19 protein-coding genes and 3 tRNA genes are annotated in these 26133 nt (G+C 38.8%); 16 read left to right on the top strand and 6 right to left on the bottom strand.

The window, feature by feature from the left end; all coding sequences use genetic code 11:
* Positions 1-98: 98 nt before the first annotated feature.
* From M1F26_RS14670 to M1F26_RS14625, 10 genes are all read left to right on the top strand, one after another.
* Positions 99-950 (top strand): thymidylate synthase, encoded by an 852-nt coding sequence (locus M1F26_RS14670; RefSeq protein ID WP_140171590.1) that lies wholly within the window; start codon positions 99-101, stop codon positions 948-950.
* A 317-nt stretch (positions 951-1267) separates the two neighbouring features.
* Positions 1268-1753 carry a prepilin-type N-terminal cleavage/methylation domain-containing protein gene (locus M1F26_RS14665; protein WP_036957998.1) on the top strand — a complete coding sequence of 162 codons (486 nt, stop codon included), beginning with the start codon at positions 1268-1270 and terminating at the stop codon, positions 1751-1753.
* A complete protein-coding gene (locus M1F26_RS14660) occupies positions 1747-2352 on the top strand; it encodes a prepilin peptidase-dependent protein (RefSeq protein WP_140171592.1) in 606 nt (201 codons plus the stop codon). Before M1F26_RS14665 ends, M1F26_RS14660 begins: the two co-directional genes overlap by 7 nt.
* A complete protein-coding gene (locus tag M1F26_RS14655; protein WP_004257609.1) occupies positions 2349-2789 on the top strand; it encodes a DUF2509 family protein in 441 nt (146 codons plus the stop codon). Before M1F26_RS14660 ends, M1F26_RS14655 begins: the two co-directional genes overlap by 4 nt.
* A complete protein-coding gene (locus M1F26_RS14650) occupies positions 2789-3175 on the top strand; it encodes a prepilin-type N-terminal cleavage/methylation domain-containing protein (RefSeq protein WP_140171593.1) in 387 nt (128 codons plus the stop codon). Before M1F26_RS14655 ends, M1F26_RS14650 begins: the two co-directional genes overlap by 1 nt.
* Positions 3153-6527 (top strand): exodeoxyribonuclease V subunit gamma, encoded by a 3375-nt coding sequence (recC, locus tag M1F26_RS14645; protein ID WP_140171594.1) that lies wholly within the window; start codon positions 3153-3155, stop codon positions 6525-6527. Before M1F26_RS14650 ends, recC begins: the two co-directional genes overlap by 23 nt.
* A 17-nt stretch (positions 6528-6544) precedes the next feature.
* On the top strand, positions 6545-9442 hold the full coding sequence (gene ptrA, locus M1F26_RS14640) for a pitrilysin (protein WP_140171595.1): 2898 nt from the start codon (positions 6545-6547) through the stop codon (positions 9440-9442).
* On the top strand, positions 9439-13047 hold the full coding sequence (gene recB / locus M1F26_RS14635; protein WP_140171596.1) for an exodeoxyribonuclease V subunit beta: 3609 nt from the start codon (positions 9439-9441) through the stop codon (positions 13045-13047). The genes ptrA and recB overlap by 4 nt, the downstream gene beginning before the upstream one ends.
* Entirely contained in the window at positions 13047-14894 is a 1848-nt protein-coding gene (recD, locus tag M1F26_RS14630; RefSeq protein WP_140171597.1) for an exodeoxyribonuclease V subunit alpha, read from the top strand. The genes recB and recD overlap by 1 nt, the downstream gene beginning before the upstream one ends.
* A 53-nt stretch (positions 14895-14947) precedes the next feature.
* Positions 14948-15517, top strand: a complete 570-nt coding sequence (locus M1F26_RS14625) for a hypothetical protein (protein WP_140171598.1) — start codon at positions 14948-14950, stop codon at positions 15515-15517.
* A gap of 104 nt (positions 15518-15621) precedes the next feature.
* On the opposite strand, the gene argA is transcribed toward M1F26_RS14625, so the two are convergent.
* Positions 15622-16965: an amino-acid N-acetyltransferase gene (gene argA / locus M1F26_RS14620; RefSeq protein ID WP_036957996.1), complete on the bottom strand. Its 1344-nt coding sequence runs from the start codon at positions 16963-16965 to the stop codon at positions 15622-15624.
* A 362-nt stretch (positions 16966-17327) separates the two neighbouring features.
* Between argA and amiC the strand changes: the two genes are divergently transcribed.
* Positions 17328-18578 carry an N-acetylmuramoyl-L-alanine amidase AmiC gene (gene amiC, locus M1F26_RS14615; protein WP_004257585.1) on the top strand — a complete coding sequence of 417 codons (1251 nt, stop codon included), beginning with the start codon at positions 17328-17330 and terminating at the stop codon, positions 18576-18578.
* Positions 18579-18719: 141 nt separating this feature from the next.
* Here the strand turns inward: amiC and M1F26_RS14610 are convergent.
* The 3 genes from M1F26_RS14610 to M1F26_RS14600 all read right to left on the bottom strand — a co-directional run bounded on the left by M1F26_RS14610 (position 18720) and on the right by M1F26_RS14600 (position 19029).
* Positions 18720-18796, bottom strand: a tRNA-Met gene (locus M1F26_RS14610).
* Between the two features lie 18 nt (positions 18797-18814).
* Positions 18815-18891, bottom strand: a tRNA-Met gene (locus tag M1F26_RS14605).
* Between the two features lie 61 nt (positions 18892-18952).
* A tRNA-Met gene (locus M1F26_RS14600) sits at positions 18953-19029 on the bottom strand.
* A gap of 232 nt (positions 19030-19261) precedes the next feature.
* Here M1F26_RS14600 and mltA point away from each other — a divergent pair.
* Entirely contained in the window at positions 19262-20383 is a 1122-nt protein-coding gene (gene mltA, locus M1F26_RS14595; protein ID WP_140171599.1) for a murein transglycosylase A, read from the top strand.
* Positions 20384-20413: 30 nt separating this feature from the next.
* Positions 20414-21229: a tRNA cyclic N6-threonylcarbamoyladenosine(37) synthase TcdA gene (gene tcdA / locus M1F26_RS14590; protein WP_140171600.1), complete on the top strand. Its 816-nt coding sequence runs from the start codon at positions 20414-20416 to the stop codon at positions 21227-21229.
* A 41-nt stretch (positions 21230-21270) separates the two neighbouring features.
* Here the strand turns inward: tcdA and csdE are convergent, their stop codons facing one another.
* Positions 21271-21729: a cysteine desulfurase sulfur acceptor subunit CsdE gene (gene csdE / locus M1F26_RS14585; RefSeq protein ID WP_004257574.1), complete on the bottom strand. Its 459-nt coding sequence runs from the start codon at positions 21727-21729 to the stop codon at positions 21271-21273.
* 18 nt (positions 21730-21747) lie between these two features.
* Entirely contained in the window at positions 21748-22953 is a 1206-nt protein-coding gene (csdA, locus tag M1F26_RS14580) for a cysteine desulfurase CsdA (protein ID WP_140171601.1), read from the bottom strand.
* 699 nt (positions 22954-23652) lie between these two features.
* Between csdA and M1F26_RS14575 the strand changes: the two genes are divergently transcribed.
* From M1F26_RS14575 to rlmM, 3 genes are read left to right on the top strand one after another with little or no spacing between them, the layout of a single operon-like run.
* Entirely contained in the window at positions 23653-24594 is a 942-nt protein-coding gene (locus tag M1F26_RS14575; RefSeq protein WP_004257564.1) for a transcriptional regulator GcvA, read from the top strand.
* Between the two features lie 27 nt (positions 24595-24621).
* The gene (locus M1F26_RS14570; RefSeq protein ID WP_004908716.1) at positions 24622-25017 is read left to right on the top strand and encodes a DUF423 domain-containing protein; all 396 of its coding nucleotides are present in this window, start codon (positions 24622-24624) and stop codon (positions 25015-25017) included.
* Positions 25010-26113 carry a 23S rRNA (cytidine(2498)-2'-O)-methyltransferase RlmM gene (gene rlmM, locus M1F26_RS14565; RefSeq protein ID WP_004257556.1) on the top strand — a complete coding sequence of 368 codons (1104 nt, stop codon included), beginning with the start codon at positions 25010-25012 and terminating at the stop codon, positions 26111-26113. The genes M1F26_RS14570 and rlmM overlap by 8 nt, the downstream gene beginning before the upstream one ends.
* Positions 26114-26133 lie beyond the last annotated feature (20 nt).

Raw genomic sequence — 26133 nt, 5'->3', positions numbered from 1 at the left:
ACTTAGTCTGTTGAATATAACTATTTTGTAAATAAAGCAATGAAGTACAACAAGACAAAGGTTAGCCACTTAAGTTATTTTTTTAAAAGAGAGTCTCTATGAAGCCGTATCTTGATTTATGCCAACGTATTATTGATGAAGGGCAATGGGTTGAGAATAAACGAACAGGTGTTCGTTGTTTAACCGTTATTAACGCTGACCTTGAATATGATGTGGGCAATAATCAATTCCCCTTGATTACGACTCGTAAAAGCTTTTATAAAGCGGCGATAGCTGAGCTTCTTGGTTATCTACGTGGCTACGACAATGCGGCTCAATTTCGTGAAATTGGTTGTAATACATGGAATGCCAATGCAAATGAGAACCAAGCATGGCTGAATAACCCTTATCGCAAAGGTGAGGATGATATGGGCCGCGTATATGGTGTTCAAGGGCGCTCATGGCAACGCCCAGATGGAACACATTTAGATCAGCTGAAAAAAGTCGTCAATAACTTAAAAAATGGAATTGATGACCGCGCAGAAATTATCACTTTCTATAACCCTGGTGAATTTGAAATGGGTTGCTTGCGTCCCTGCATGCATACTCATACTTTTTCATTGTTAGGTGATACCTTACATTTAACATCTTACCAACGTAGCTGTGATGTACCGCTCGGTTTAAATTTCAACCAAGTACAATGCTTTGTTTTACTCGCTCTAATGGCTCGTATTACAGGGCATAAAGCAGGTAAGGCTTACCATAAAATTGTGAATGCACATATTTATGAAAACCAACTGACTTTAATGCGTGATGTCCAACTAAAACGTGAGCCGTTTGCTTCCCCTTCATTGTTTATTAACCCCAAAATTCAGTCATTAGAAGACCTCGAAACATGGGTGACTTCGGATGATTTTGCTCTCGAAGGGTACCAGTGCCATGAGGCTATCAAATATCCGTTTACTGTTTGATTAGCGAATAAATTGTTTACTAAGATGGTTTTATCGAAAAGCCATCTTAGTATTGTGTTTTTACATTTCATCAACCTCCCTCCTTTATCTATCCCATCTTTCTTAATGAATTTTATCTTGGTTCATAATTAATTTACTTTCTTGCATTTATTTTGAATTAACTATTTCTTTGCGAAGCAGCTCGCAAATTGACTTGTATTGTTATGCATTTATTTATTTTGTTGCGAAGCGTTATGCAGTTTGTAATGACAAACCTCGCTAGACAGATTTTTTTTGGCAATCTCTGTCTTGCATATAAAAAGTGGAGTCACAACAAAATGAAAGTTGAATTAAATACAACGCAGCGTGGTTTCACCTTAATTGAGATTATGATTGTTTTATTTATTTGTTCTTTTGTTATTTTTTCTGGTTTATATCAATGGCAACAGCAAGTAGAAAGGCAGCGGTTAATCGATGCGGCTAGGCAAGTATCTGAGTTTATTTATAGCCAAATGACAGAAGGTGTCTATTTAAATAGGTATCAAATATTATCCGTTAAGGCTGGTAGAAATGATTGGCAGCTTGATGTTAAAGATGCGAACAGCAAGCAAGAGGTTGGCAAGTTAACAGCAAAAAGGCACCAAGGAATAGAACTTAGTAAAGCAAGCCGTACTTCAATTCAGCTGTATGGTAAGCAGGGAACAATCCGTGCTTTTAGCATAGAGCTAAAAAATCAGGATCAGCAAATCACAATTTATATTTCTTCATTAGGCCGTATTAGAAGCTGTAGTCATAAAAAAATGACAGGGGTACCTAAATGTTGAATCCCTTAAATAGCGATAAATTAAAAAAACAGCAGGGATTTACACTCATTGAAATATTAATGGCAATGGCTATCAGTAGCATTGTTTGTGTATCAGCGATGAGTGCTATTCCTACATTATTTAAGCAAACCTATCGAACTTACATTCAATACCAAATAGACAAGGATATAAGGCAAACATTGATAAATATGGAAAAAGATTTTAGAAGGATAGGTTACTGTAGTAGCCTAAATTGTGGTGAAGAACCTTTAAAAATCACATCAAAATTTTTAAGCAAAGGGAATAACTCGTGCATTATTTTTGCTTATGACCAAGATTTATCGGGTAGGTGGGAAGATATTAAATCCAAATCTAAAGATTCTGATTATTTTGGTTATCGGTTAAATAATGAAAAATTAGAGTCCAATCGAAATGTCCGAAATTGTGATGGGACTCGTTGGCAATCATTATTTGATGAGAAGCTAATCAAAGTTAAAAAATTAGCATTTGATTGGCGGGAAAATACCCAATTACTTGAAATGGAAATAATCCTTAAAACAGAGTTATTACCTAATCAAACATTTAATTACCGAATAGCGGTCTTAGTTAGAAATCTATGAAGAATATAGAGCAACAACAGGGAAACGTTTCTCTGCTTATGGTTATTATTTTTATCACAATAGGCACATTATTGATTAAATCGGTGCATTTTTTCCAAGAACGAGCTCGGGATGAGTTGCATAAGGAAATTAAATATTTCGATGCTTTTAATAAAGCAGAGTCAGCTCTTGCTTGGGGGGGAACATTACATTGGGATAGTCAATATAGAGGATTAAAGCGTTGGGTTTGCCAGAAAGAGGAAAATCAACAATGGAAAAGTTGCTTAAAACATTACAAAGGGGCGGATTTCGTGCTGTCGGGGCAAAGTCATTATCTCTTAGGGAATGATATTAAAGTTTATCGATGGGTAGTATGGGATGCAAATAAGCAACAGTTTTTCTCTCGTAAAAAAGGGTGGTTAGATTATTGCCCAGTGATAAAAAAAGGATTTTGCTAATGAAAACAAAGCAGCAAGGATTTGCATTAGTAGAGGCAATGATTGGCGTGGTTATTTTTGCTATTTCACTGGTAGCTTTGGTAAACTATTCGCAATATATCATATTGAATTTTAATAAATTGTATATGAATTCTTCGGCCATTAGAGTGTTACATAGTACATTAGAGAAAAGCTCAATGTTAGGGGAACCAATATCAGGGGAGAAAAATTCTTCCATAGATCCAAATTTGCGTTACCCTGAGTGGAAAATACAAACAACTCGCTTACCGCGAGCCGATAACTGTACTGAGTTAATGGTATCGTTAACGATAAAAAAACAGCCATTTTCATTAAGCCGTTGGTATTGCTCAACAGGAGAGTACTATGTTTCAAGTGTATCATTCTAATCAATTAGATTTATTAAAAGATCTAATGACTCATTTAATGAAAAATGAACCACTTTCTCACCCTTTTGAGCAAGAAATAATTTTAGTACAAAGCCCTGGAATGTCACAATGGCTGCAAATCGAACTTGCTAAGCAGTTTGGTATTGTTGCAAATATTAGCTATCCCTTACCAGCAACGTTCATTTGGGACATGTTTAGGCGAGTCTTACCGGATATTCCAAAAGAAAGCGCTTATACCAAGCAAGCTATGACATGGAAACTAATGACAATATTGCCAACTGTCATTAATGAGGAAGAATTTGAACCTTTAAAGCATTATCTTCAAGAAGATACAGATAAACGTAAACTTCATCAGCTTGCTGGTAGGATTGCTGATTTATTTGACCAATATTTGGTTTATCGCCCACAATGGGTTGGAGTATGGCAAAAAAATGAACTAATAGAGGGGCTAAGTGAAAATCAACTATGGCAAAAACGTCTATGGCAGTGCCTTGTTGAATATTCAAATGAACTAAAACAGCCACCTTGGCATCGAGCTAATTTATATCAACATTTTATTGATACATTATCATTGAACCCTGATTTAGGAAAATTGCTGCCAAAGCGTATTTTTATTTGCGGTATCTCATCTCTTCCACCTGTTTATCTACAAGCTATCAATGCAATAGCAGAACATACAGATGTTCATTTAATGTTCACTAACCCATGTCGCTATTATTGGGGGGACATTCAAAGCGCGTCGTTTTTAGCTAGGTTGCAGCAAAGGAAACTTCGTCATTATCTTGATAAACATGAAATTTCACGCTTTAAACTCGAAGAGCATATTCCTAATTTATTTAATGAAAATGGCGAACAGGATATCGCAAATCCACTACTCGCCTCGTGGGGAAGGTTAGGTAGAGACAACCTATACTTTATTTCTCAAATCGATAATGCGAATGAAATTTCGGCCTATGTTGATACTGAACGAGCCAATTTATTAGAGAATGTTCAGCAGGATATTTTAGATCTCGAAAACCATGCTCAATTAGGGACAACATTAGAAAATTATGAAACGAGTATTGGTAAACGACCAATCAATGAGCTAGATGATTCGATAACATTCCATTTATGTCATAGCGCACAGCGGGAAGTTGAAGTATTACAAGATCATTTGCTTTCTCTCTTTGAGCAAGATTCATCGCTAACACCGCGTGATGTGATAGTCATGGTGGCCGATATTGACAGCTATGCACCCTATATTCAGGCTGTTTTTGGTAATACGGCATCAACTCGTTATATCCCATTTTCAATTTCAGATAGAAAAGCACTGCAAGCTCACCCAATTTTACAAGCATTTATTATGCTACTCGACTTACCTCAGAGTCGTTTTTCAACGGAGCAAGTTCTTAGCCTACTTGAAGTTTCTGCTTTTTCTCAACGTTTTGGTATTGATGAAAGCGAGTTAAGTTTATTACGCCGCTGGGTTAATGAATCAGGGATCCGCTGGGGGCTTGATGACGATAATGTACGTTCTTTTGCTTTACCAGTGATAGGGCAAAATACATGGGAATTTGGCTTAAGTAGAATGTTGCTTGGCTATGCAATGGATAGTAGAAATGGCCCGTGGAATGGTATTTTACCTTATGATGAGTGTAGTGGCTTAGCCGCCCAGCTTGCCGGGAAATTAGCGCTATTAATTAATACACTAAGAGAATGGCGCTCTTTATTAGCACAAGAACGCCTACTTGAAGAGTGGAAAGAACTTTGTCAGCAACTACTTGATAGCTACTTTATGGTTGATGGGGAAACTGAACTTGTTCTCGCACTATTAACAGAACAGTGGCATCAAATCATTGATAATACGATAACTTCAGGATATGAAGAACAAGTTCCATTGCGTTTAATTCGTGATGAACTTTCAGTTCGCTTTGATGATGAAAAAATTAGTCAACGTTTCTTGGCTGGAGCCGTTAATTTTTGCACTTTGATGCCAATGCGTTCAGTACCATTTAAAGTTGTCTGCTTACTGGGGATGAATGATGGTGCTTATCCACGAAATATACCACCATTAGGATTTGATTTGATGGCTGAAAAGCCTATGCGTGGAGACCGAAAACGCCGGGATGATGATAGATATCTGTTTTTAGAAGCATTGAATTCAGCATCTAAACAACTTTATGTTAGTTATATTGGGCTTTCTATTCGTGATAATCAGCCTTGTAATCCATCGGTATTAGTTACTGAATTAATTGATTATATTTGCCAAAGCTTTTGTTTAGTTGGTGATGAAACTTTGACTATTGATGAAAGCGCTAAACGATTAAGTGAGCATCTGGTCATCCAGCATAATAGAGTCCCATTCGCAAAAGAAAATTTCTTGCCTGAAACGCCTTATCAGAGTTTTGCGAGTGAATGGTTACCTGCCGCAAAAACAACAAATAAAGTTGATGAACCATTTTGTTCAATACTTGAAACTCGAGAGCCCATTACTGAAATTTCTTTAGAACAATTATTACGATTTTATCGTCACCCTATCAGGGCATTTTTTCAACAGCGTTTGAAAGTCCATTTTTCTATTGAAGAAACCGAACTGCCAGAAGAAGAGCCATTTAACTTAGGTAGATTACAACGATATAAAATTAATGATCAAATTTTAGATTTACTTGTCAAAGATAAGAACATTGAGCCTTTTTATTCTGCTTTAAAAGCATCGGGTCAGCTGCCTGCTAGGCAATTTGGTCAACTTTTTTGGGAACAGCAGTTGAACGAGATATCGCCATTAGCTGAAAAAGTTAAAGAATATGATATGCAGCTATTTGATTATCCATTAGATTTTCAGTTAAATGGGATAAAAATTACTGGTTTATTGAAAAATATTCATGAAACAGGAATGGTACGATATCGCCCGGCTTACTTAACTGCTAATGATGGGGTACAGCTATGGGTGGAACATTTGCTATTTAACTCGCAAATTGGTGAAGGGGAAAGCCTTGCACTAGGAAGAGATAATAGTATTTGGCAGTTTGCTGCTATTAGCAAAGAAGATGCATTGGCTTATCTACAAGATTTAGTCGTAGGCTATTGTGAAGGGTTTAATTCCCCGTTAATTCTTCTTTCTCAAAGTGGTTGGAGTTGGGTTAAAGCTTGCTTTGATAAAAAGACAAAACAGTACGATTTTTCGAGTGAAGAAATTCAACAAAAAGCATTATCTGCTTTGCTCCAAAGCTTACAAGGAAGTCAGATGCAAAAAGGTGAGATGGAAGACGATTATGTGTCAAGAACTTGTAGAAGCATTGATGATGCGATGATTAAATCTTTGTTATCAAACACTCAACGGTTTTTATTACCGATGACAAAATACTTGAAATGACAGGAGAGCAACAAAGGATGCAATATTTATCCAAAAATATCGCTCATCTATTTTTATTACTGATAATTTTTTTCGGTGGTCAAGCAATAGCAGAGCAACCACTTTGGCAAGTTTTGCCTGAAACAGTAAATAAAAGTGAAAGAGACCCTAGGGAATATAAAGCCATCAAACTTAGTAATGATATGACGGTTTTATTGGTATCAGATGCCAAAGCAACAAAATCATTGGCTGCGGTATTGATACCTGTTGGTAGTATTGAAAACCCGAATAGCCAATTAGGGCTGGCTCATTATTTAGAGCATATGGTTTTAATGGGTTCCAAAAAGTACCCAGAGCCAAGTAGTTTCTCTGAATTTTTGCAAAAACACGGTGGTAGCCATAATGCAAGTACCGCTTCTCATCGTACTGCTTATTACTTTGAAGTTGAAAATGGTGCATTAAAAGAAGCGACGGATAGGCTTGCAGATGCATTAGCTGAGCCACTTTTAGACCCGATTAATGCAGACAGAGAACGTAATGCAGTTAATGCAGAACTTACAATGGCACGTTCTCGTGACGGGATGCGTATATGGCAAGTACGTTCTGAAACATTGAACCCATTACACCCGAACTCACGTTTTTCGGGAGGGAATTTAGAGACTCTGAAAGATAAACCTAATAGCAAACTACAAGATGAGCTTGTGGGTTTTTACAAGCAGTATTATTCTGCAAACCTAATGAATGCAGTGCTTTACGGCGACCAATCTATCGAATCATTAGCGAATATTGCACAGGAAACATTTGGGCGTATACCTAATTTTAACGCAAGTGTTCCCGCTGTTAATATCCCAGCAGTAACGGATAATGAAAAAGGCATTATTATTCATTATGTGCCAGCGCAACCGCAAAAAGCCATACAAATTGAATTCAGTATTAAAAATAATATGGCAGATTTTCGCAGTAAAAGTGACAACTATATTAGTTACTTAATTGGTAATAGAAGCCCCGGAACATTGGCTGATTGGTTAATATCGCAAGGGCTTGCTGAAGGTATCAGTGCCTCTGCCACTCCAAATTTAGATAGAAACTATGGTTCATTCTCTATTTATGTGACATTGACTGATAAAGGGTTACAAGAAAGAGACGAAATTATTGCAGCTATCTTTTCTTATCTTGAGTTAATTAAAAATGATGGGGTCAATAAAAGTTACTTTGATGAAATAGCAAAAGTTCTCAATTTATCATTCCGTTATGGTTCAATTGTCAGGGATATGAACTACATTGAATGGTTATCAGACCAAATGATTGATGTTCCTGTTAATCATGTTCTTGATTCAGATTACATTGCAGATAAGTATGACCCTGAAGCGATTAAACAGCGTTTATCAGAGCTCACTGCGCAAGAGGCGAGGATTTGGTTTATTAGTCCAAATGAACCGAATAACAAAAAAGCCTATTTTGTCGATGCACCGTATCAGGTCAATAAAATCACAGCAAAACAATTTAAAACCTGGGCAAGTTTAGAATCTAAAATGAATTTTAAATTACCTGCTTTAAACCCGTATATTGCTGATAATTTATCACTAATTAAAGCTGATAAGGTTTATAAACACCCAGAATTCATCTATCAAGATGGCAATACACGAGTGTTATATATGCCAAGTCAATATTTTGCAGATGAGCCAAAGGCGAGTATCACTTTATCATTACGTTCTAACCAAGGTGATAAAGATGCTAAGCAACAAGTAACGGGCTCTTTATTACAATATATCGCTTCATTGAAAATGGATGAACTGCAATATCAGGCATCTGTAGCTGGCATGTCTGTCTCTGTTTCTCAGGGAATCGGTCTGCAATTAAATGCCAGTGGTTACACCCAACATTTACCTGAACTCTTTTTATCCATGATAAAGCTATACCTGAATTTTGAGCCAACGGAACAAGAATTAGTTCAAGCGAAATCTTGGTATAAAGAGCAAATTGAAGTTGCTAATAATGCGAAAGCTTATGAGCTAGCCATGCAGCCGCTTCAGCGTATTAATAGTGTACCTTATTTTGAACAAGAACAACGTTTAGCCGAGCTAGATAAAATTTCATTGCAAGACATCACTAACTACCGTGAAATGATAGTTAAAAGTGCAGCATTACAAGCGCTGGTCTTTGGTAATATGACTGAGTCGCAAAGCATTAAAACTATTAAAGATGCACAGCAATTATTAAAGAGCGAAGGTACCAACTGGTGGCGTGGTGATATTGTAGTTATCGACAAAAATTACCTAGCAGATTTCCATAAACAGGGGAATAGCTCAGATAATGCACTTGCTGAAATCTTTATTCCAGACGGTTATAGCCGCATTGATGGCGCAGTATTATCAGGTATTCTTTCTAAGGTAATTCAGCCTTGGTTTTATGACCAATTAAGAACCAATGAGCAACTGGGTTACGCAGTATTTGCTTTTAAAGCAGGGCTGGGGGATCAGTGGGGAATGGGCTTTTTAATTCAAAGTAATGCCAAAACACCGAGTTACTTGAATACTCGTTACCAACAATTTTATCTTCAAGCATTAGAGAAACTGAAAAAGCTGCCGATAGATGAATTTAATCAATATAAACAATCCATTATCACGGAGATGAATCAACCACCTCAAACATTCTATGAGGAGGTAGGCCGTTATTCATCTGATTTTTCGAGAAATATTTTCAGTTTTGATACTCGTGAAAAAGTTATTGCAACTTTAGGGGCAGCAACGAAAGAACAAGTCATTGAGTATTATGAAAATGCAGTTATAAAGCACAAGGGGTTAGCAGTAAGCTCCCAAGTTATAGGCCAAGGAGTTGATACTAAAGTAGGGTATGCTCATCTGAAAGATTGGGTGCTTTACCCAACAGCTTCTCAGTTGCAAAAGATTTTACCAATAAAGGAAGATGCTGAGTGAATAAAGTGCAGGTAGAGTCCCAATTACTGAATGTTTTTTCCTTACCTCTGCGTGGGCAGCGGTTAATCGAAGCATCTGCAGGAACGGGTAAAACATATACAATTGGTATACTTTATCTGCGGCTTTTATTAGGTCTGGGAGGCGTTAATGCGTTTCCTAGGCCGTTAAGTGTTGAAGAAATTTTAGTTGTAACATTTACTGAGGCTGCGACGAATGAGTTACGGGGACGTATTCGTCAACGTATTCATGATATGCGCTTAGTTTGCTTAAGAAATGGCGTTGGTTTCGAGTCGCAGCCTGAGTATCTTGAATTATTAGCTGAGCTTTCGGGGGAATCCCAAAGAAAATTCGCTGCGCAATGGTTGCAGGCAGCGGAAAGGCAAATGGATGAAGCCGCGATATATACTATCCATGGTTTTTGCCAAAGAATGCTAGTTCATAATGCATTTGAGTCGGGAGTATTGTTCGAACAAACAATGATTCAAGATGAATTTCCGATTCAAAAACAAGCTTGTGCAGACTTTTGGCGCCGCCATTTTTATCCTCTGAATTACTCCATGACGAAAGTCATTCAGTCACTGTGGACTAGTCCTGAAGCATTACTTTCGGAGATTAAACCTTTCTTGCAGGGTGACATTCCTTTAATTATTAACCAACCGAAACAAGTAGAAACTCTAGAAGAACGGCATCAGCGGCTAATCTTGTTAATTGAGTCAGTTAAAACGGCCTGGTTAGAAAACTCAGCGGATTTTGAGAAGCTTATCGCTGATTCAGATGTGGATAAACGAAGTTATAGTACTCGTTTTCTACCTACATGGCTGATAAAAATAGGCGAATGGGCTCAAGAAAAAACAGAAGATTATCAGCTTCCTAAAGATCTTGAACGTTTCTCACAAACGGTATTACATAAAAAATCAAAAAGTGGCTTAGGGCCAGAACATATTGTTTTCCAAAGTATAGATGAGCTACTTTCTCAATCATTAACTCTAAAAGATCTGGTTATTCCACTGGCCATTTCAGAGGTGAGGGAAGCGATTACTAATGAAAAACATAATCGTGGTGAAATGGGGTTTGATGATTTATTGACCCGTTTAGACGGTGCTCTTGTTCAAGAAAGTGGGAAATTTTTAGCTCAAGCTATTAGTCGACGCTTTCCTGTTGCGATGATAGATGAGTTTCAAGATACAGATGCACAGCAATACCGTATTTTTCAAAGAATTTATCGGGAAGTTAATGACAGCGCATTACTTTTCATCGGCGACCCTAAACAAGCTATATATGCTTTTCGGGGCGCAGATATTTTCACCTATATCGAAGCAAAAAATGAAGTTAGTGCTCACTACACATTAGAGACTAACTATCGTTCATCGCAAAATATGGTTGAAGCTATTAATCACTTATTTGGCCGCTGTCAGTCACCATTTATTTTTGAGCAAATTCCTTTTCAACCCGTTAATTTCGCTAAGCAAAATAGCGGTAAAAAACTTATTCATGATGGCGAAGTGGTCAAAGCACTTACATTTTGGCAAGTGGAGGCAGAAGGTGTCTCAGTTGCTGAATATGAACAGGCAACAGCTTCACAATGTGCGGTGCAAATCGCACAATATTTACAAGGCGGGTTTCAGGGTAGTAGCTATTTTGATAATAGAGGAACACATACTCCTGTAGAGGCTTCTGATATTACTGTGTTGGTTCGTAGCCGACGTGAAGCAGTATTGATTCGTGATGCTTTAAATCGGTTAAATATCCCTTCTGTGTTTCAATCTAATCGGGAAAGTGTATTTTCAACACCAGAAGCGAGAGATTTACTGTGGTTACTACAGGCAGTTTTAACACCAGAAAAAGAACGTGTTTTACGCAGTGCATTAGCGACAGGAATATTGGGTTTAACCGCTAAACAAATTGATGACCTAAACCATGATGAAAAATCGTGGGAAAAAATTGTAGATGAATTTGCTCGTTATGGCATGGTGTGGCAAAAACGAGGCGTGCTCCCCATGCTTAGAATGGTCATGGCGCAGAGGCAAATTGCAGAAACGTTGTTATCAGGTGCTGATGGAGAGCGTCGCTTAATGGATGTGATGCATATTGGTGAGCTGTTACAAGAAATGTCATTACAGCTTGAAGGTGAGCACACACTAACACGTTGGCTAGCGCAACAAATTGCCCATCCTGATCATCAATCTGACGTACAACAAATGCGTCTTGAAAGTGATAAACATTTGGTGCAGATCAGTACCATACATAAATCTAAGGGCCTTGAATATAAGATTGTTTGGTTGCCTTTTGCGAGCAATTTTCTACCCCAATCTAAAGGTTTATATCACGATAGAACGGATTATGCAGTACGGCTAGATTTAAACGATAGTGAAGAAAATGTTGCTCTAGCTGATGAAGAGCGTTTAGCAGAAGACCTACGCTTATTATATGTAGCACTCACAAGGGCTATCTATCACTGTAGTGTCGGTATTGCACCATTAATTAAAGGTAACAGAAAAAAAAGTGGTGAAACCGATTTACACTTATCTGCGCTGGGTTACGTCATCCAAAAAGGGCAAGCAGGAGATAGCCTACTACTGAATGATATGCTGGCTGAAATTAGCAATGACGTTATTGATGTTGCAGTGATTAATCAGCCTAAGTCGGAACGCGTATTGTTAGAACAAAATGATAGCGTAAACTTATCGGCAAGAGCAGTGACTCGTCATTTTAATGACCATTGGCGTGTTACCAGCTATTCTGGGTTAAGTTACGGTTCAAGCCATACTGAATCAGAAGAATCAGTTTCAGCATTGCAATTTGCTAATTCATTAGCCCCTAATATGGATATTGAGGCTAGTGTTGATGTGGAGCAACAGGATGACGAGTCTCTTATCCTAACTCCTCATCAATTTCCTAAAGGTGCATCACCGGGAACATTTTTGCATAGCTTGATGGAGGAGATTGATTTTAGTGGGCATGTTTCTCAAGAATGGTTGTCTGAAAAACTTGAGTCCTCAGGGTTTGACTTGCAGTGGGCACCAATGCTGCAAGAATGGCTGAATGTAATTGTACAGGCACCACTATCAGAAGACGGGTTATGCTTATCTGCGTTACAGGCTCAAGACCAATTGGATGAAATGCAGTTTTATCTCCCTATTGATTCTCTATTGAGTGCCAGTCATTTAGATAAGATAACGCACCAATATGACCCATTATCACAACGTTGTCCTCCACTAAACTTTGAGAAAGTTCAGGGTATTTTAAAGGGGTTTATTGACCTCACCTTTTACTGGAAAGGCAAATTTTATCTTCTTGATTATAAATCAAATTATTTAGGGAAAGATGCCAGTTTTTATACCCAAGAAGCCATGGCTGAAGCGATGATAGACCACCGCTATGATTTGCAATATCAACTATATTCGTTAGCGTTACATCGTTACCTCAAGCAAAGAATGCCTAATTATGATTATGAAACTCATTTTGGTGGCGTTTATTATTTATTTTTACGAGGCATAGATAATATTCACTCAAGTAACGGCATTTTCTTTTATCGCCCTATAGAGCCTTTTATTGAAGCGTTAGATAGCTTATTTAAAAATGTTCAGCAAGGGGAAGCAACTTAATGAAATCCCTATTTAATCAAGCTATTGAGAAGCATATCTTTACACCTCTAGATGTGCAATTTGCTTACAGCATTTCTGATGATAAGTGTCCTATAGTACTTATGATTGCCGCACTCCTTAGCGCAGAAACTATGGTTGGGCACGTTTGCCTAGCACTGGCGGATGTTGACCCCGAAAAATTGTTTGCGGGAAGGCACCCAGAGTTAGCAACTGCGTTTTGGCAAAAAATGGGAGAGCCGAGTGAGCAAGAGCTCTATCAAACGCTCAGACAAGCAAATGCAGTGTCATTATCAACAGAAAACAAAATCTCTCCTTTGGTGCTTTCAGGGGAATACTTATATTTTCAACGGATGTGGCAATATGAGCAGTATGTTGCGAAATTTTTCTCTAATACATTAATAGATAAGCAAAATAATGTTCAAATTAAGAATGTACTAGACAGCTTATTTCCCATTACTGATGATATAGATTGGCAAAAAGTTGCAGCAGCAGTTGCTGTAACGAGTAAGGTGTCAATTATATCAGGGGGGCCAGGAACAGGAAAAACCACAACAGTTGCGCGTATCCTTGCTGCATTAATTAAACTTGAAACTAAGTATCACCATAAAATTAGAATAGAGTTGGCGGCTCCAACCGGTAAGGCGGCAGCTAGGTTGACGGAGTCCCTCGGCGAGGCGATGAAAAAAATGCCTTTAACCGATGAAGAACGCGCTGTTTTGCCTAATCATGCAAAAACATTGCACCGTTTACTAGGGGCTCAACCTGAGAGCCAGCAGTTTCGCTATAACCGAGATAATCGTTTATCTCTTGATGTACTGATTGTTGATGAAGCCTCAATGGTAGATTTACCCATGATGAGCAAATTACTTGAGTCATTACCTGAAAATGCAAAGTTAATATTTCTAGGTGATAAAGACCAATTAGCCTCAGTCGAGGCAGGGGCAGTATTAGGGGATATCTGTCAGTTTGCTGATAACGGTTATAGTGCAGAAAGAGCGTCCCAACTTTCGGAGTTAACAGGGCATTCAGTTGAATCTTATGCATCACCAAGCGGCCCAGTTATTCGTGATAGCCTATGTTTGCTACGTAAAAGCTACCGTTTTTCGGCAGATTCAGGGATTGGCCAACTCGCTTTTGCTGTAAATGAAGGTAATGTTTCTAGAGTTCAACAGTTACTAAATCAGCAGCGGCCAGATGTACATAGTTATATTCAAGAAACCGCAGATGATTACGCGAAAATTTTATTAGATGCCGCTGAAAATTATAAGGAATATCTACTAGCGGTTAAAAATAAAGAAGATCCTGAGCAAGTTTTGAAAAAATTTAACCAATATCGGGTACTAACAGCTCTGCGAGAAGGCCCTTTTGGCGTCATTGGCCTTAACGATAAATTGGAAAAATTATTTCATAGGCAAGGGATAATAAACCGTCCATATAATTTATTGAATAAACACTATGCAGGCCGGCCAATTATGATTAGCCGTAATGACAGCCCATTAGGACTCTTTAATGGGGATATAGGCATCATTTTACCGGATGAAGAAAATGCACTGAGAGCCTATTTTCAATTTTCAGATGGGACTATTCGTGGGGTACAACCTAACCGACTTCCACAACATGAAACAGCTTATGCAATGACCGTTCATAAATCACAAGGTTCGGAGTTTGCTCATACCGCATTAGTTTTACCAAATGTATATTCTCCCGTAATGACCCGTGAGCTTGTGTATACGGCGATAACTCGAGCTAAAAAAGAGCTATCTCTTTATGGCAGCCCAAAGGTATTACGTCGAGCAGTTGAAACACCAACCAAGCGGCGAAGTGGTTTAGCGACCCAATTAATGTGACTAGTTTATATGTAAGTTACGTGAATATTTAACCCAAAAGTAAAGGTAATGAGATGGATAACCAGCAAGCAATGACGGCAATTACAGTAACATTAAATGCAAGACTTGAACCGATTAGGCGTGGTGATTTAGAAGATGCATTTAATGAAGTCATGAAAAGCATGGGTAAAAATATCCATGTTACAGGTGGTGGAACATTATTAAGTGATAATGGCGAAGCGCAAGAATGCGATATAGAAATAGCACTTGAAGAAGCTAGTGACGAAAATATCAGTTTAATTATTCAACTTTTTTCTTCAATGTTAGCTCCAAAGGGCTCTCGTTTATTCATTCATGGCGAAGATGTTCGAATCGATTTTGGGGCAGATGAAGGCATGGCTATTTATTTCAACGGGACAGAGCTCGCTGATGACGTTTATGAAAATGGGGATATCAATGAAGTATTCGATACTCTAGATGAAGCAGTGGAAGATATTGGGAGTATTCACGGGGTCTGGGATGGCCCGACAGAAACGGCATTTTATTTTTATGGTACTTCTTTCGCTGAGATGAAAGCTGCAATACAACCGCATTTAGACTCCATTCCTTTGTGTGAAAAAGCAAGGGTTATTCAGATAGCTTAGTGGCTATTCATTTGTGTTAAAGCCATAGCCCAAACTATGCATCCTTGTATAGTTTGGGGTTAAAGTAATTGACTAAATAGTGATCATTTTGAATGTTCTAATATTTACTTATCAGCTTGGTTTTTTAAATCTAAAATCAATATTTTAGAGCGGCGCTGGTAATTATATAAAGCCTGTTTTTTCATTGGTAACATCTCAATCTCCGCGGGGGTAAAGCCACGCTCTTGAAACCAATGGATGCTACGAGTTGTTAGTACAAATAGCTTGTCTAAACCAAATTGTTTTGCTTGTACGGCAATACGGTGCAGTAACTCCTCTCCCCTAGATGAACTACGGTAATCAGGATGAACAGCGACACATGCCATTTCACCTAATTTTTCTTCTGGGTAAGGGTAAAGCGCTGCGCAAGCGATGACTAAGTTATCACGTTCAATAATGGTAAATTTATCAATTTCCATTTCTAATTGCTCACGTGAACGTCTAACTAAAATCCCTTGCTGCTCTAATGGGCGAATAAGTTCTAATATTCCACCAATATCATTAATGTTTGCACGGCGGATTTGTTCCGCGCTTTCCATGACTATTTGGGTACCAATACCATCGCGAGAGAATAATTCTTGAATTAAAGAACCATTTTCTTGGTAGCTCAATAGGTGGCTACGGCGGACACCCCGGCGACAAGCTTTTGCGGCTCCACGTAGAAAACGCACGGTTCCTGAGTAGTAATCGCCCTCAGATTCCAGCTCTTGAATACGGTTTTCTGCTTCATTTGGGAATAATTCGGACAAAATATTGCCTTCTTTATCTACTACACCTTGTGAGGAGCAAAAACCGATCAGTTTTTCCGCTTTCATTTTTACTGCTAATTGAGTTGCAATTTCTTCAGAGGTCAGATTAAAACTTTCTCCTGTGACTGAGACTGCAACCGGCCCAATCAACACAATGGAACCATTATCTAACTGATTATTAATGGCTTCTTCATTAATACGGCGGATTCTTCCGCTGTGGCAATAATCAATGCCATCATCAACCCCTAGAGGTTGAGCAATAACGAAATTACCACTAACCACATTAATATGTGCGCCTTGAAGCGGGGTATTACCTAAGCTCATAGATAACCGAGCCGTGATATCTAATTGTAAAGCTCCAGAAGCTTGTTTTACATATTCAAGTGTATTCGCATCTGTTACGCGAGTATGTTTATGATAAACCGCATCATATTTGTGTTCAGCTAAGATATCCTCAATTTGAGGCCTAGCACCATAAACGACAATAATTCGGATGCCTAAACTATGCAATAATCCTATATCATTGACAATGCTAGGAAAATTTTCATGCGCAATCGCTTCACCACCAAGCATAATAATGAATGTTTTGCCGCGGTGGGCGTTTATATAAGGAACCGAATGGCGAAACTCATCAACCAACTCGGTGCTGCGCTCTTTCATAACAACCCTCTTAATTGAATTTTTATTCGTTAATAATGTATTTTTATTCTTTTTGTTGGGAAATATCAAGTAAAAGATGGGATAAAAAAAGTAACATTTTTATTTTTATCGTTTACATATCTCTAAATTTAACTAGATATACTCTACGAAAATTAAATTGCATAAAATTGACACAGAAAGTCACTCACAAATATTTTCTCTCGGTATGATTAGGTTATACTCATTAATGTAACTCTATAGATGCTTTGATATATTCTTAATGACAGAGTGCAAATGATTAGTTAGAGTGCGTATTTCAAGTCTAATTATTAGCAATTATCCTAAAATCACTTTATTTTTCAGTTCTAGGTTCGGAATTATTGATGAGTCACCAAGATCACAACCCATCGAAGCGTCGTTTTATTCAGGGCGCAGCTGCAGTTATGTTACTGAGCATTAGCCCATTCGGTTTTTCTGCGAGTAGCAGCGTGGTGGCTGTGCGCATTTGGCCTGCATCCAGCTATACCCGGGTAACATTGGAATCTAGTACTCCATTGAAGTACCGCCAGTTTGTGCTTAATAACCCTGAGCGTATTGTGGTCGATCTTGAAGGGGTGCAGTTAAATAATGTATTAAAGGATATGGGAACCCAAATTCAAACACGTGATCCTTACCTTAAACTGGTTAGAGTTGGGCAATTTGATCCGAAAACGGTTCGCTTGGTATTTGAAGTTAAAAATAAAGTTAGTCCTCAATTCTTCTCGATGGCCCCTGTTGCGGAATTTAAGCACCGCTTAGTTCTTGATTTTTATCCAGGTAAAGGTGTTGACACCAATGATGATCCTCTATTGGCATTACTTGAGGATTATAATAAAGGTGATCTTGAGGAAAGCATGCCTGCTCAAGCGAAGAAGCCTGGAAAAGCAGGAACGGATCGCCCCATTATTATTATGATCGACCCAGGGCATGGTGGTGAAGACCCTGGTGCGATAGGCAAATATAAGACACGTGAAAAAGATGTGGTTTTACAGATCGCACGGCGCTTAAAAGCTTTGATAGATAAAGACCCTAAAATGCGTTCCTATATGACTCGTAATGAAGATGTCTTTATTCCGTTAAAAGTCCGAGTGGCGAAAGCACGTAAAATGCAGGCTGATTTATTCGTTTCAATTCATGCAGATGCGTTTACTAACCGTTCAGCCCGCGGTTCTTCTGTTTTTGCGTTATCAACGAAAGGTGCGACCAGTAATACGGCTCGCTACCTAGCACAAACACAAAACGAAGCGGACTTAGTGGGCGGTGTGAGTAAAAGTGGAGATGTGTATCTCGACCATACGATGTTTGATCTCGTGCAAACAGCGACGATTAACGACAGTTTGAAATTTGGTGACGAAGTACTAAAACGGATGGGAAAAGTTAACAAGTTGCATAAAAACAGAGTTGATCAAGCCGGGTTCGCGGTGTTGAAGGCTCCAGAGATCCCATCAATTCTCGTTGAAACGGCTTTTATTAGTAATTTAGAAGAAGAGCGGAAATTGAAAACAGCTAAATTCCAACAACAAATGGCAGAATCCATTTTTGAAGGGGTAAAAGCTTATTTCCGTAATGGCGGTGCATTAGCAATTCGCAACTAATTAATTTAAATCAGATTAAAATAAAGAAAGGTGATAAACGTGTGTGAATCGCCTTTTTTTGTTTTTATCGATGGGTAAAAATAGAATTTATTATAGTGGTACTAAAAAGGTAATTGAATTAGAAAGGGTATTTGAAAGAATTGGTTGCGGGGGCTGGATTTGAACCAACGACCTTCGGGTTATGAGCCCGACGAGCTACCATGCTGCTCCACCCCGCGACTGAAGAGGTAAAAAATTGGTTGCGGGAGCTGGATTTGAACCAACGACCTTCGGGTTATGAGCCCGACGAGCTACCATGCTGCTCCATCCCGCGACTGAATTTTTACGACTTTATACTGCAGATTTTTTGTTAATTTACTGATTTAATCAGTAATTGGTTGCGGGGGCTGGATTTGAACCAACGACCTTCGGGTTATGAGCCCGACGAGCTACCAAGCTGCTCCACCCCGCGTCCGATGCGGGCACTATACTCGGGATGAGATCTGATGCAAGTTTTTTCGTGTTTTTTTTTCAAAATTTAGCATTTACAGAACAAAATCTGTTCTGTCTGGCTGTTTTTTGCTCTTTAGTGAGTAGAGAGAGGAAAATAACCTAACTAAATATATTTACACGTTTCATTCCCTAATTGGGTTTGCTATTGTGCGCTTCATATTGGATTGTTGGATTTATTTGGGTGGTAGAGCATGAATATAGGGCTAACAAAAATCGTCAATAAACAAATAGTAAAAAAATGGTTAGTAACCAGCGTATTTCTTTCCTTATTAGCTGGATGCCAAACCCATCCAACGGATAAAGGCCAACAATATAAAGATGGTCGCTTAGTGCAAGATTTACAGAAAGTAAATCAAGTGAATGTACAGGGGCGACCAATAAATGCACCAGATTTTAATCAACAAGTTAATGAAATTAAAAATGCATCACCGCGATTGTTTAAAAATAACAACGATACCTATCATGCTATAGAAAACTGGTTGATGGCGGGGGGGAACCCGGCTCAATTGGCAAATTTCAATTTAACCGCTTTCCAAATGGAAGGCGCTGATAATTATGGAAACGTACAATTTACAGGGTATTACACGCCTGTGATCGAGGCGCGCCGTATGGCTCAAGGTGAATTTCGTTATCCGTTGTACGGTATGCCGCCAAAAGGAAAAACACGCTTACCTAGCCGAGCGGCAATTTATAATGGTGCCCTGAGTGATCATTTAATTTTAGCTTATAGTAATTCGCCGGTTGAAAATTTTATGATGGAAGTTCAGGGAAGTGGTTATGTTGATTTTGGGGATGGCAGCCCACTGAATTTCTTTGGTTATGCAGGTAAAAATGGTCACGCCTATAAAAGTATCGGAAAAGTGCTGGTAGACCGCGGTGAAGTTCCTTTGAGCCAAATGTCATTACAAGCTATCCATGATTGGACGAATCAGCATAGCGAGCAAGAAGTTCGCCAGCTATTAGAAGAAAATCCGTCATTTGTATTTTTTAAACCGCAATCATTTGTCCCCGTTAGAGGCGCAAGTGCGGTTCCTTTAATTGCTAAAGCATCTGTTGCATCAGATAAAACCCTCATTCCACCGGGAACAGCCTTACTCGCGGAGATCCCTGTGTTAGATAATAATGGGAAATTTACGGGGCAGTACGAAATGCGTATGATGATAGCCTTGGATGTTGGTGGTGCGATTAAAGGGCATCATTTTGATATTTACCACGGTATAGGCCATGAAGCCGGAAAAATGGCCGGTTTTTATAACCATTACGGGCGAGTTTGGGTGCTGAAAAAAAGCCAGCCGCTATTTGGTTCAATGTAGTTACAGTTTTAACTGAGGTTGTTCGTTATTATGCAAGCTAAGCTTTCTGATGCTTGGATGCAGCGTTTTGCTGGGATCGGGCGTTTATATGGGCAACATGCTCTTCATCTTTTTGCACGTTCCCACATTTGTGTCATTGGCATTGGTGGGGTAGGCGTGTGGGCCGCGGAGGCGCTTGCTCGTTCAGGTATTGGGTATATCACATTAATTGATATGGATGATATTTGTGTGACTAATACCAATCGCCAATTACATGCCATCAAGTCGACAGTTGGGCAACCAAAAGTTGATGTGATGAAAAATCGTATTTTAGAAATTAACCCCGAATGTGTAGTGAATGTTATTGATGATTTTATTACTGTTGATAATGTCGCTCACTACCTTAGCACGGGGTTTGATTATGTCATTGATGCCATTGATAGTGTAAGGCCTAAAGCAGCGTTGTTAGCGTATTGTAGACGCTTTAAAATACCCATTATCACCACAGGTGGGGCTGGTGGACAAATCGACCCAACACAGATTCAAGTGACAGACCTAGCTAAAACGGTTCAAGACCCTTTAGCCGCTAAGTTGCGCGAACGCTTAAAATCCGATTTTAACGTTGTTAAAAATGGCAAAGGAAAGCTCGGGATTGACTGTGTTTTTTCTACTGAACAGCTTGTTTATCCGCAAAGTGATGGCACTGTGTGTGCGGCAAAAAGCACTGCGGATGGCTCTAAGCGTATGGACTGCGCTTCAGGCTTTGGTGCGGTGACTATGGTTACAGCCAGTTTTGGGTTTATTGCTGTCTCACATGCACTTAAAAAGATGATAGCAAAATCACAACGGGAAATGGAACAGCAGTAAAGTGAATGAGGCTATTGCGATAGATAGCCTCATTCAATGAATTACGCAGGTGTCATTTCATTGGCAATATTTTGAATTGCCGTAATGAGTGATTGAATACCATTTTGGCGGGATTCGCTGAGCTGGCTAGGTAAGCCGGTTTGAGCTAATAAGTTATTAAAATCAATTTCCATGATTTCTTTCGCTGTTTTTTGCTCTATTGCCGCTAACAAAATGGTAAATAACCCTTTCACCACTCGGCCTTCACTATCCCCATAAAAATGAAATGTTTCATCATCATTGAGAAGTGCTCCAATCCAAACTCGGTTTTCACAGCCTTTAACCTCTTGAGTTTGCAGCTTTTCATCATCAGACAGCGCCGGCAATTTTCTCGCAAATTGAATTAATAAACGGTATTTATCTTCCCATGCTTTATGTGTGGAAAACTGTTCAACTATTTCTTGAATTTTAATCTCTGTACCGAATGGGTGCGGAGCAAGTTCATGGTTAGTCGAAGTCATTAGGCTTCCTTTATTGATTTATTCATTGAGTATAGAAAGTGAAACGGTGACTGCATCGATAAATTTATCGACGTCTTCCCGGTTGTTGTACGGCATCATTGAGATACGCAAGCAGCCACTGATATTTAATGCATCCATTAATGGTTGGGTGCAATGTTGACCATAGCGTAATGCAATATTTTGTTCGGTCAAGAGGGCACCTAGATCACTATGGTGAATATCTTTGAAGTTAAATGATAGCAAAGGAGAATCAGGCACACTATAGCGAATAAAGCCGGGAAGTGCCGATAGTTTTTTAGTGGCATATTCGATTAGTGAGCAAGTATATGTTTCTGCTAGTGTTAAATTTATTCCTTCCAGCCACTCTAGGGTAGCAGAAAAGGCAATTACCCCTGCAATATTCGGTGTTCCGGCTTCGAATCGTTGTGGAATAGGTGCAAGAGTGAAATCGTCAAATGTGACGTGGGTCAACATTTTCCCTCCACCATGCCAAGGGGTCATTTGCTCTAAAAGTTCTGTTTTGGCGTAGCAAACTCCAAGCCCAGTTGGCCCATATAACTTATGTGCTGAAAATGCATAGAAATCAATATTCAGCTCACTGACATTAATCGGGCTATGAACGACACCTTGTGCGCCATCAACAACGACTAAAGCTCCTACTTGGTGAGCGAGCTGAGTCACCGTTTGTATATCGGGTTGATAGCCAGTTACATTGGACATTTGAGTGATAGCGATGACTTTCGTTTTTTCAGATAATTTAGATTGGAGTACATCAAGACTCAATGTCAGGTTCTTTTCAACCGGCCATTTTATAATTTTTGCGCCAGTTTGCTGTGAAAGCATAATCCAAGGTAATAAATTTGAATGGTGTTCTATTTCACTGACAATAATTTCATCGTCAGGTTTTAATGTTGAGCGAAAATAACCTTGTGTAATTAAATTAATTGACTCAGTTGTTCCGCGTGTCCAAATAATATTTTTTTCACTGGAAGCATGAATATATTTTGCAGCACGGATTCGCCCCTGCTCATAATCACGTGTTAATTTCAATGATTCAGATGACTGCCCTCGATATACCGAACTGCCCGACAAGCGATAATAGTCATTAGATACATTGATCATGGCGATAGGCTTTAATGCCGTTGCCGCACTATCAAAAAATAGTGTTGATGAGTCTATCGCTGGGAAGGCGAGGCGAAATGTGGTGGCGCTAAAATGATCCATGAGTATTTTCTTTTTAGTCAAAATTTCAATGTGTTTTGATTTTACTGAGTGCGGTATTAGTTGATTGTACATTTATTAGTACATTTATAGTTACTTTCTGATTAATTTAAACTTATCATTTTTTAATCTAGCCATTGAAATATTTTGTTACGTTTGGTATTAATTGTTAGCAATTCTTCTAGATGTGGTTTCAAGATGATTCAGTGTTTTGCGTTGCAATGCAATGCCTTTTGTTTATAAATTTATTTTTTTAAGTACTTAGTAAATAATTTTCAAGATTTATCTTAAATATCTTACTGAAAGTTTTTTCGGTACACTTACAATTATCTATAGTTATTTGTATTTATTAAGTTAAATTGCTTAAGTAAATACCGAAATAGCATTAAAAAAAGAGTAAAAAAAAGCACCGCGCGTTGGCGGTGCACTATATAAAATCACTATGGACAGACAGGGTAAATGTACAGGAAGTGAAAAAACAGTAGCTAAAGCTACAAAGGTCTGGTTCAACCAGACAACTTGCAAACACAACATCACAACCACAAAGCCAAAAGTTTCAAAGTAACTAAACTCTGTAACTTTTCGTTCCGGCTTAGGAAGTGTGCATACTATAGGTATTTACTAGCGTATCCTCAAGGGACAAATTATAATGCTTCGGATGAAAAAAACTAATGCATAACAAGATGCCAAGTAGAAGTGATTATGTCTAAAAGATTACCGCCCCTAAATGCACTGAGAGTCTTTGATGCTGCTGCTCGTCATTTAAGTTTTACTAAGGCAGCAGAAGAATTATTTGTAACTCAAGCAGCCGTTAGCCACCAAATGAAAAGTTTGGAAGATTTCCTTGGGCTGAAATTATTCCGTCGGCGCAACCGATCATTGTTATTGACAGAAGAAGGTCAAAGTTATTACCTTGATATTAAAGAGATTTTCTCTTCTTTAAACGAGGCGACGCGTAAGTTGCAAGCCAGAAGTGCAAAAGGGGCATTAACGGTTAGTTTATCCCCAAGTTTTGCGATTCAGTGGCTGGTGCCAAGGCTTTCAGGCTTTAACCAGGCCTATCCAGGAATTGATGTGCGGATCCAAGCTGTAGATAGAGAAGAAGATAAATTGGCAGATGACGTTGATGTCGCTATTTTCTACGGTAAAGGTAATTGGCCAGGGCTAAGAACAGATAGGCTTTATGCTGAATATTTAATGCCGGTATGTTCACCATCTTTATTAACTGGAGATAGCCAACTAAAAATTCCTGAAGATTTAGCAAAACATACGTTACTTCACGATTCTTCACGAAGAGACTGGCAAGCGTATGTTAAGCAACTAGAGTTACAAAATGTCGTTAATGTACAGCAAGGTCCCATTTTTAGTCATAGTGCGATGGTTATTCAAGCTGCTGTTCATGGTCAGGGAGTTGCACTGACGAATAATGTTATGGCTAAAAATGAAATTGACGCAGGGCGCTTAGTTTGTCCCTTTAGTGAGGTGTTAGTTAGTAAAAATGCATTCTACTTAGTTTGCCAAGAAAATCAGGCAGATTTAGGCAAAATAGCTGCATTTCGCCAATGGATTCTTGGGCAGGCGGCAAGTGAACAAGAGAAATTAGGTTTTATTACGGGTGACCAAGATGTGGCGCTTATTCAGTAATCAAGTATTTAAATAAAAGGTGTTACTGTGAATAGTCGTTTGATGTTAATTTTTGCAGGAATTAGTGGCTTCTTTACTGTTGCTTTTGGAGCTATTGGTTCACATGCGTTATCGTCAATTATGAGTGTCCATCAAATGGACTGGATTGAAATAGGGCTACGTTATCAAATGTTGCATACTGTTGCACTAATGGTGCTAGGGGCAATTTTATTACGTAAAATAATTCTGTGGTTCTATTGGTCAGGTGTGTTTTTCTCTGTTGGGATACTTCTTTTTAGCGGTAGCCTTTATTGTATGGCACTATTGCAGGTAAAATACTTCTCTTATTTTACGCCAATAGGTGGTGTATGTTTCCTAATTGGTTGGCTGTTAGTGGTTATTGGCGCTATGCGTCTAAGGAAATCGGCGTCACGCAATGAGTAATAAAATTGCACTATATTGCCGTCCAGGCTTTGAAAAAGAATGTGCAGCAGAAATTACAGATAAAGCAGGGCAAAAAGAAATTTATGGTTTTGCCCGCGTAAAAGAAAACAGTGGTTATGTTATTTTTGAGTGCTACCAAGCAGAAGATGCGGACAAACTCGCACGAACGTTGCCTTTTCGAGAATTAATTTTTGCTCGTCAAATGATTGTAATAGGGGATTTACTTAAGGATTTACCGCCTGAAGACCGTATTACCCCGATTGTAAATGCATTGAGTCAGCAAGTTGTGCGGGCAGGAGATCTCCGTGTTGAAGTTGCTGATACCAATGAATCGAAAGAACTCTTGAAGTTTTGCCGCAAGTTTACGGTACCTTTGCGTAATGCATTACGTAAAGAAAAAATCTTATTGCCACTCGAAAACTTTAAGCGGCCCGTTATTCATGTATTCTTTATTGCCCCTGGTTGCTGCTATACCGGGTATTCGTATACCAATAATAGTTCAAATTTCTATATGGGGATCCCAAGGTTAAAATTCCCATCAGATGCACCGAGCCGTTCAACCTTAAAACTTGAGGAAGCTTTCCACGTCTTCATTCCTTATGAAGAATGGGAAGAACGTCTAGCTAGTGGGATGAAAGCTGTCGATCTTGGTGCATGCCCAGGGGGATGGACTTATCAATTAGTGAAACGCAGTATGATGGTGGATGCTGTAGATAACGGCCCAATGGCGGAAAGCCTTATGGATACAGGGCAAGTTAAGCATCACCGTGAAGATGGTTTTAAATTTAAGCCTACTTCCCATAATATTACTTGGTTAGTCTGCGATATGGTTGAAAAACCAGCTAAAGTTGCTGCGCTAATGACTGATTGGCTTGCTCAAGGTTGGTGCCGAGAGGCCATTTTTAACTTAAAATTGCCGATGAAAAAGCGCTATGAAGAAGTTTCACATATCTTAGAAAAGATGAAAACACAGCTTAAAGAGCAAGGTGTTAATGTGTTGATTCAAGCTAAACAGCTTTATCATGACCGCGAAGAAGTAACTGTACATGTGATGAGGATATGGTCGGCAAATCCAATGGCACGTGAGTATTATTAATTTATAGAATCAGTTAATAA

Source organism: Providencia sp. PROV048 (assembly GCF_033688165.1).
Taxonomy (GTDB): Bacteria; Pseudomonadota; Gammaproteobacteria; order Enterobacterales; family Enterobacteriaceae; genus Providencia; species Providencia hangzhouensis.
This window is presented reverse-complemented; position numbering and strand designations above follow the sequence as displayed.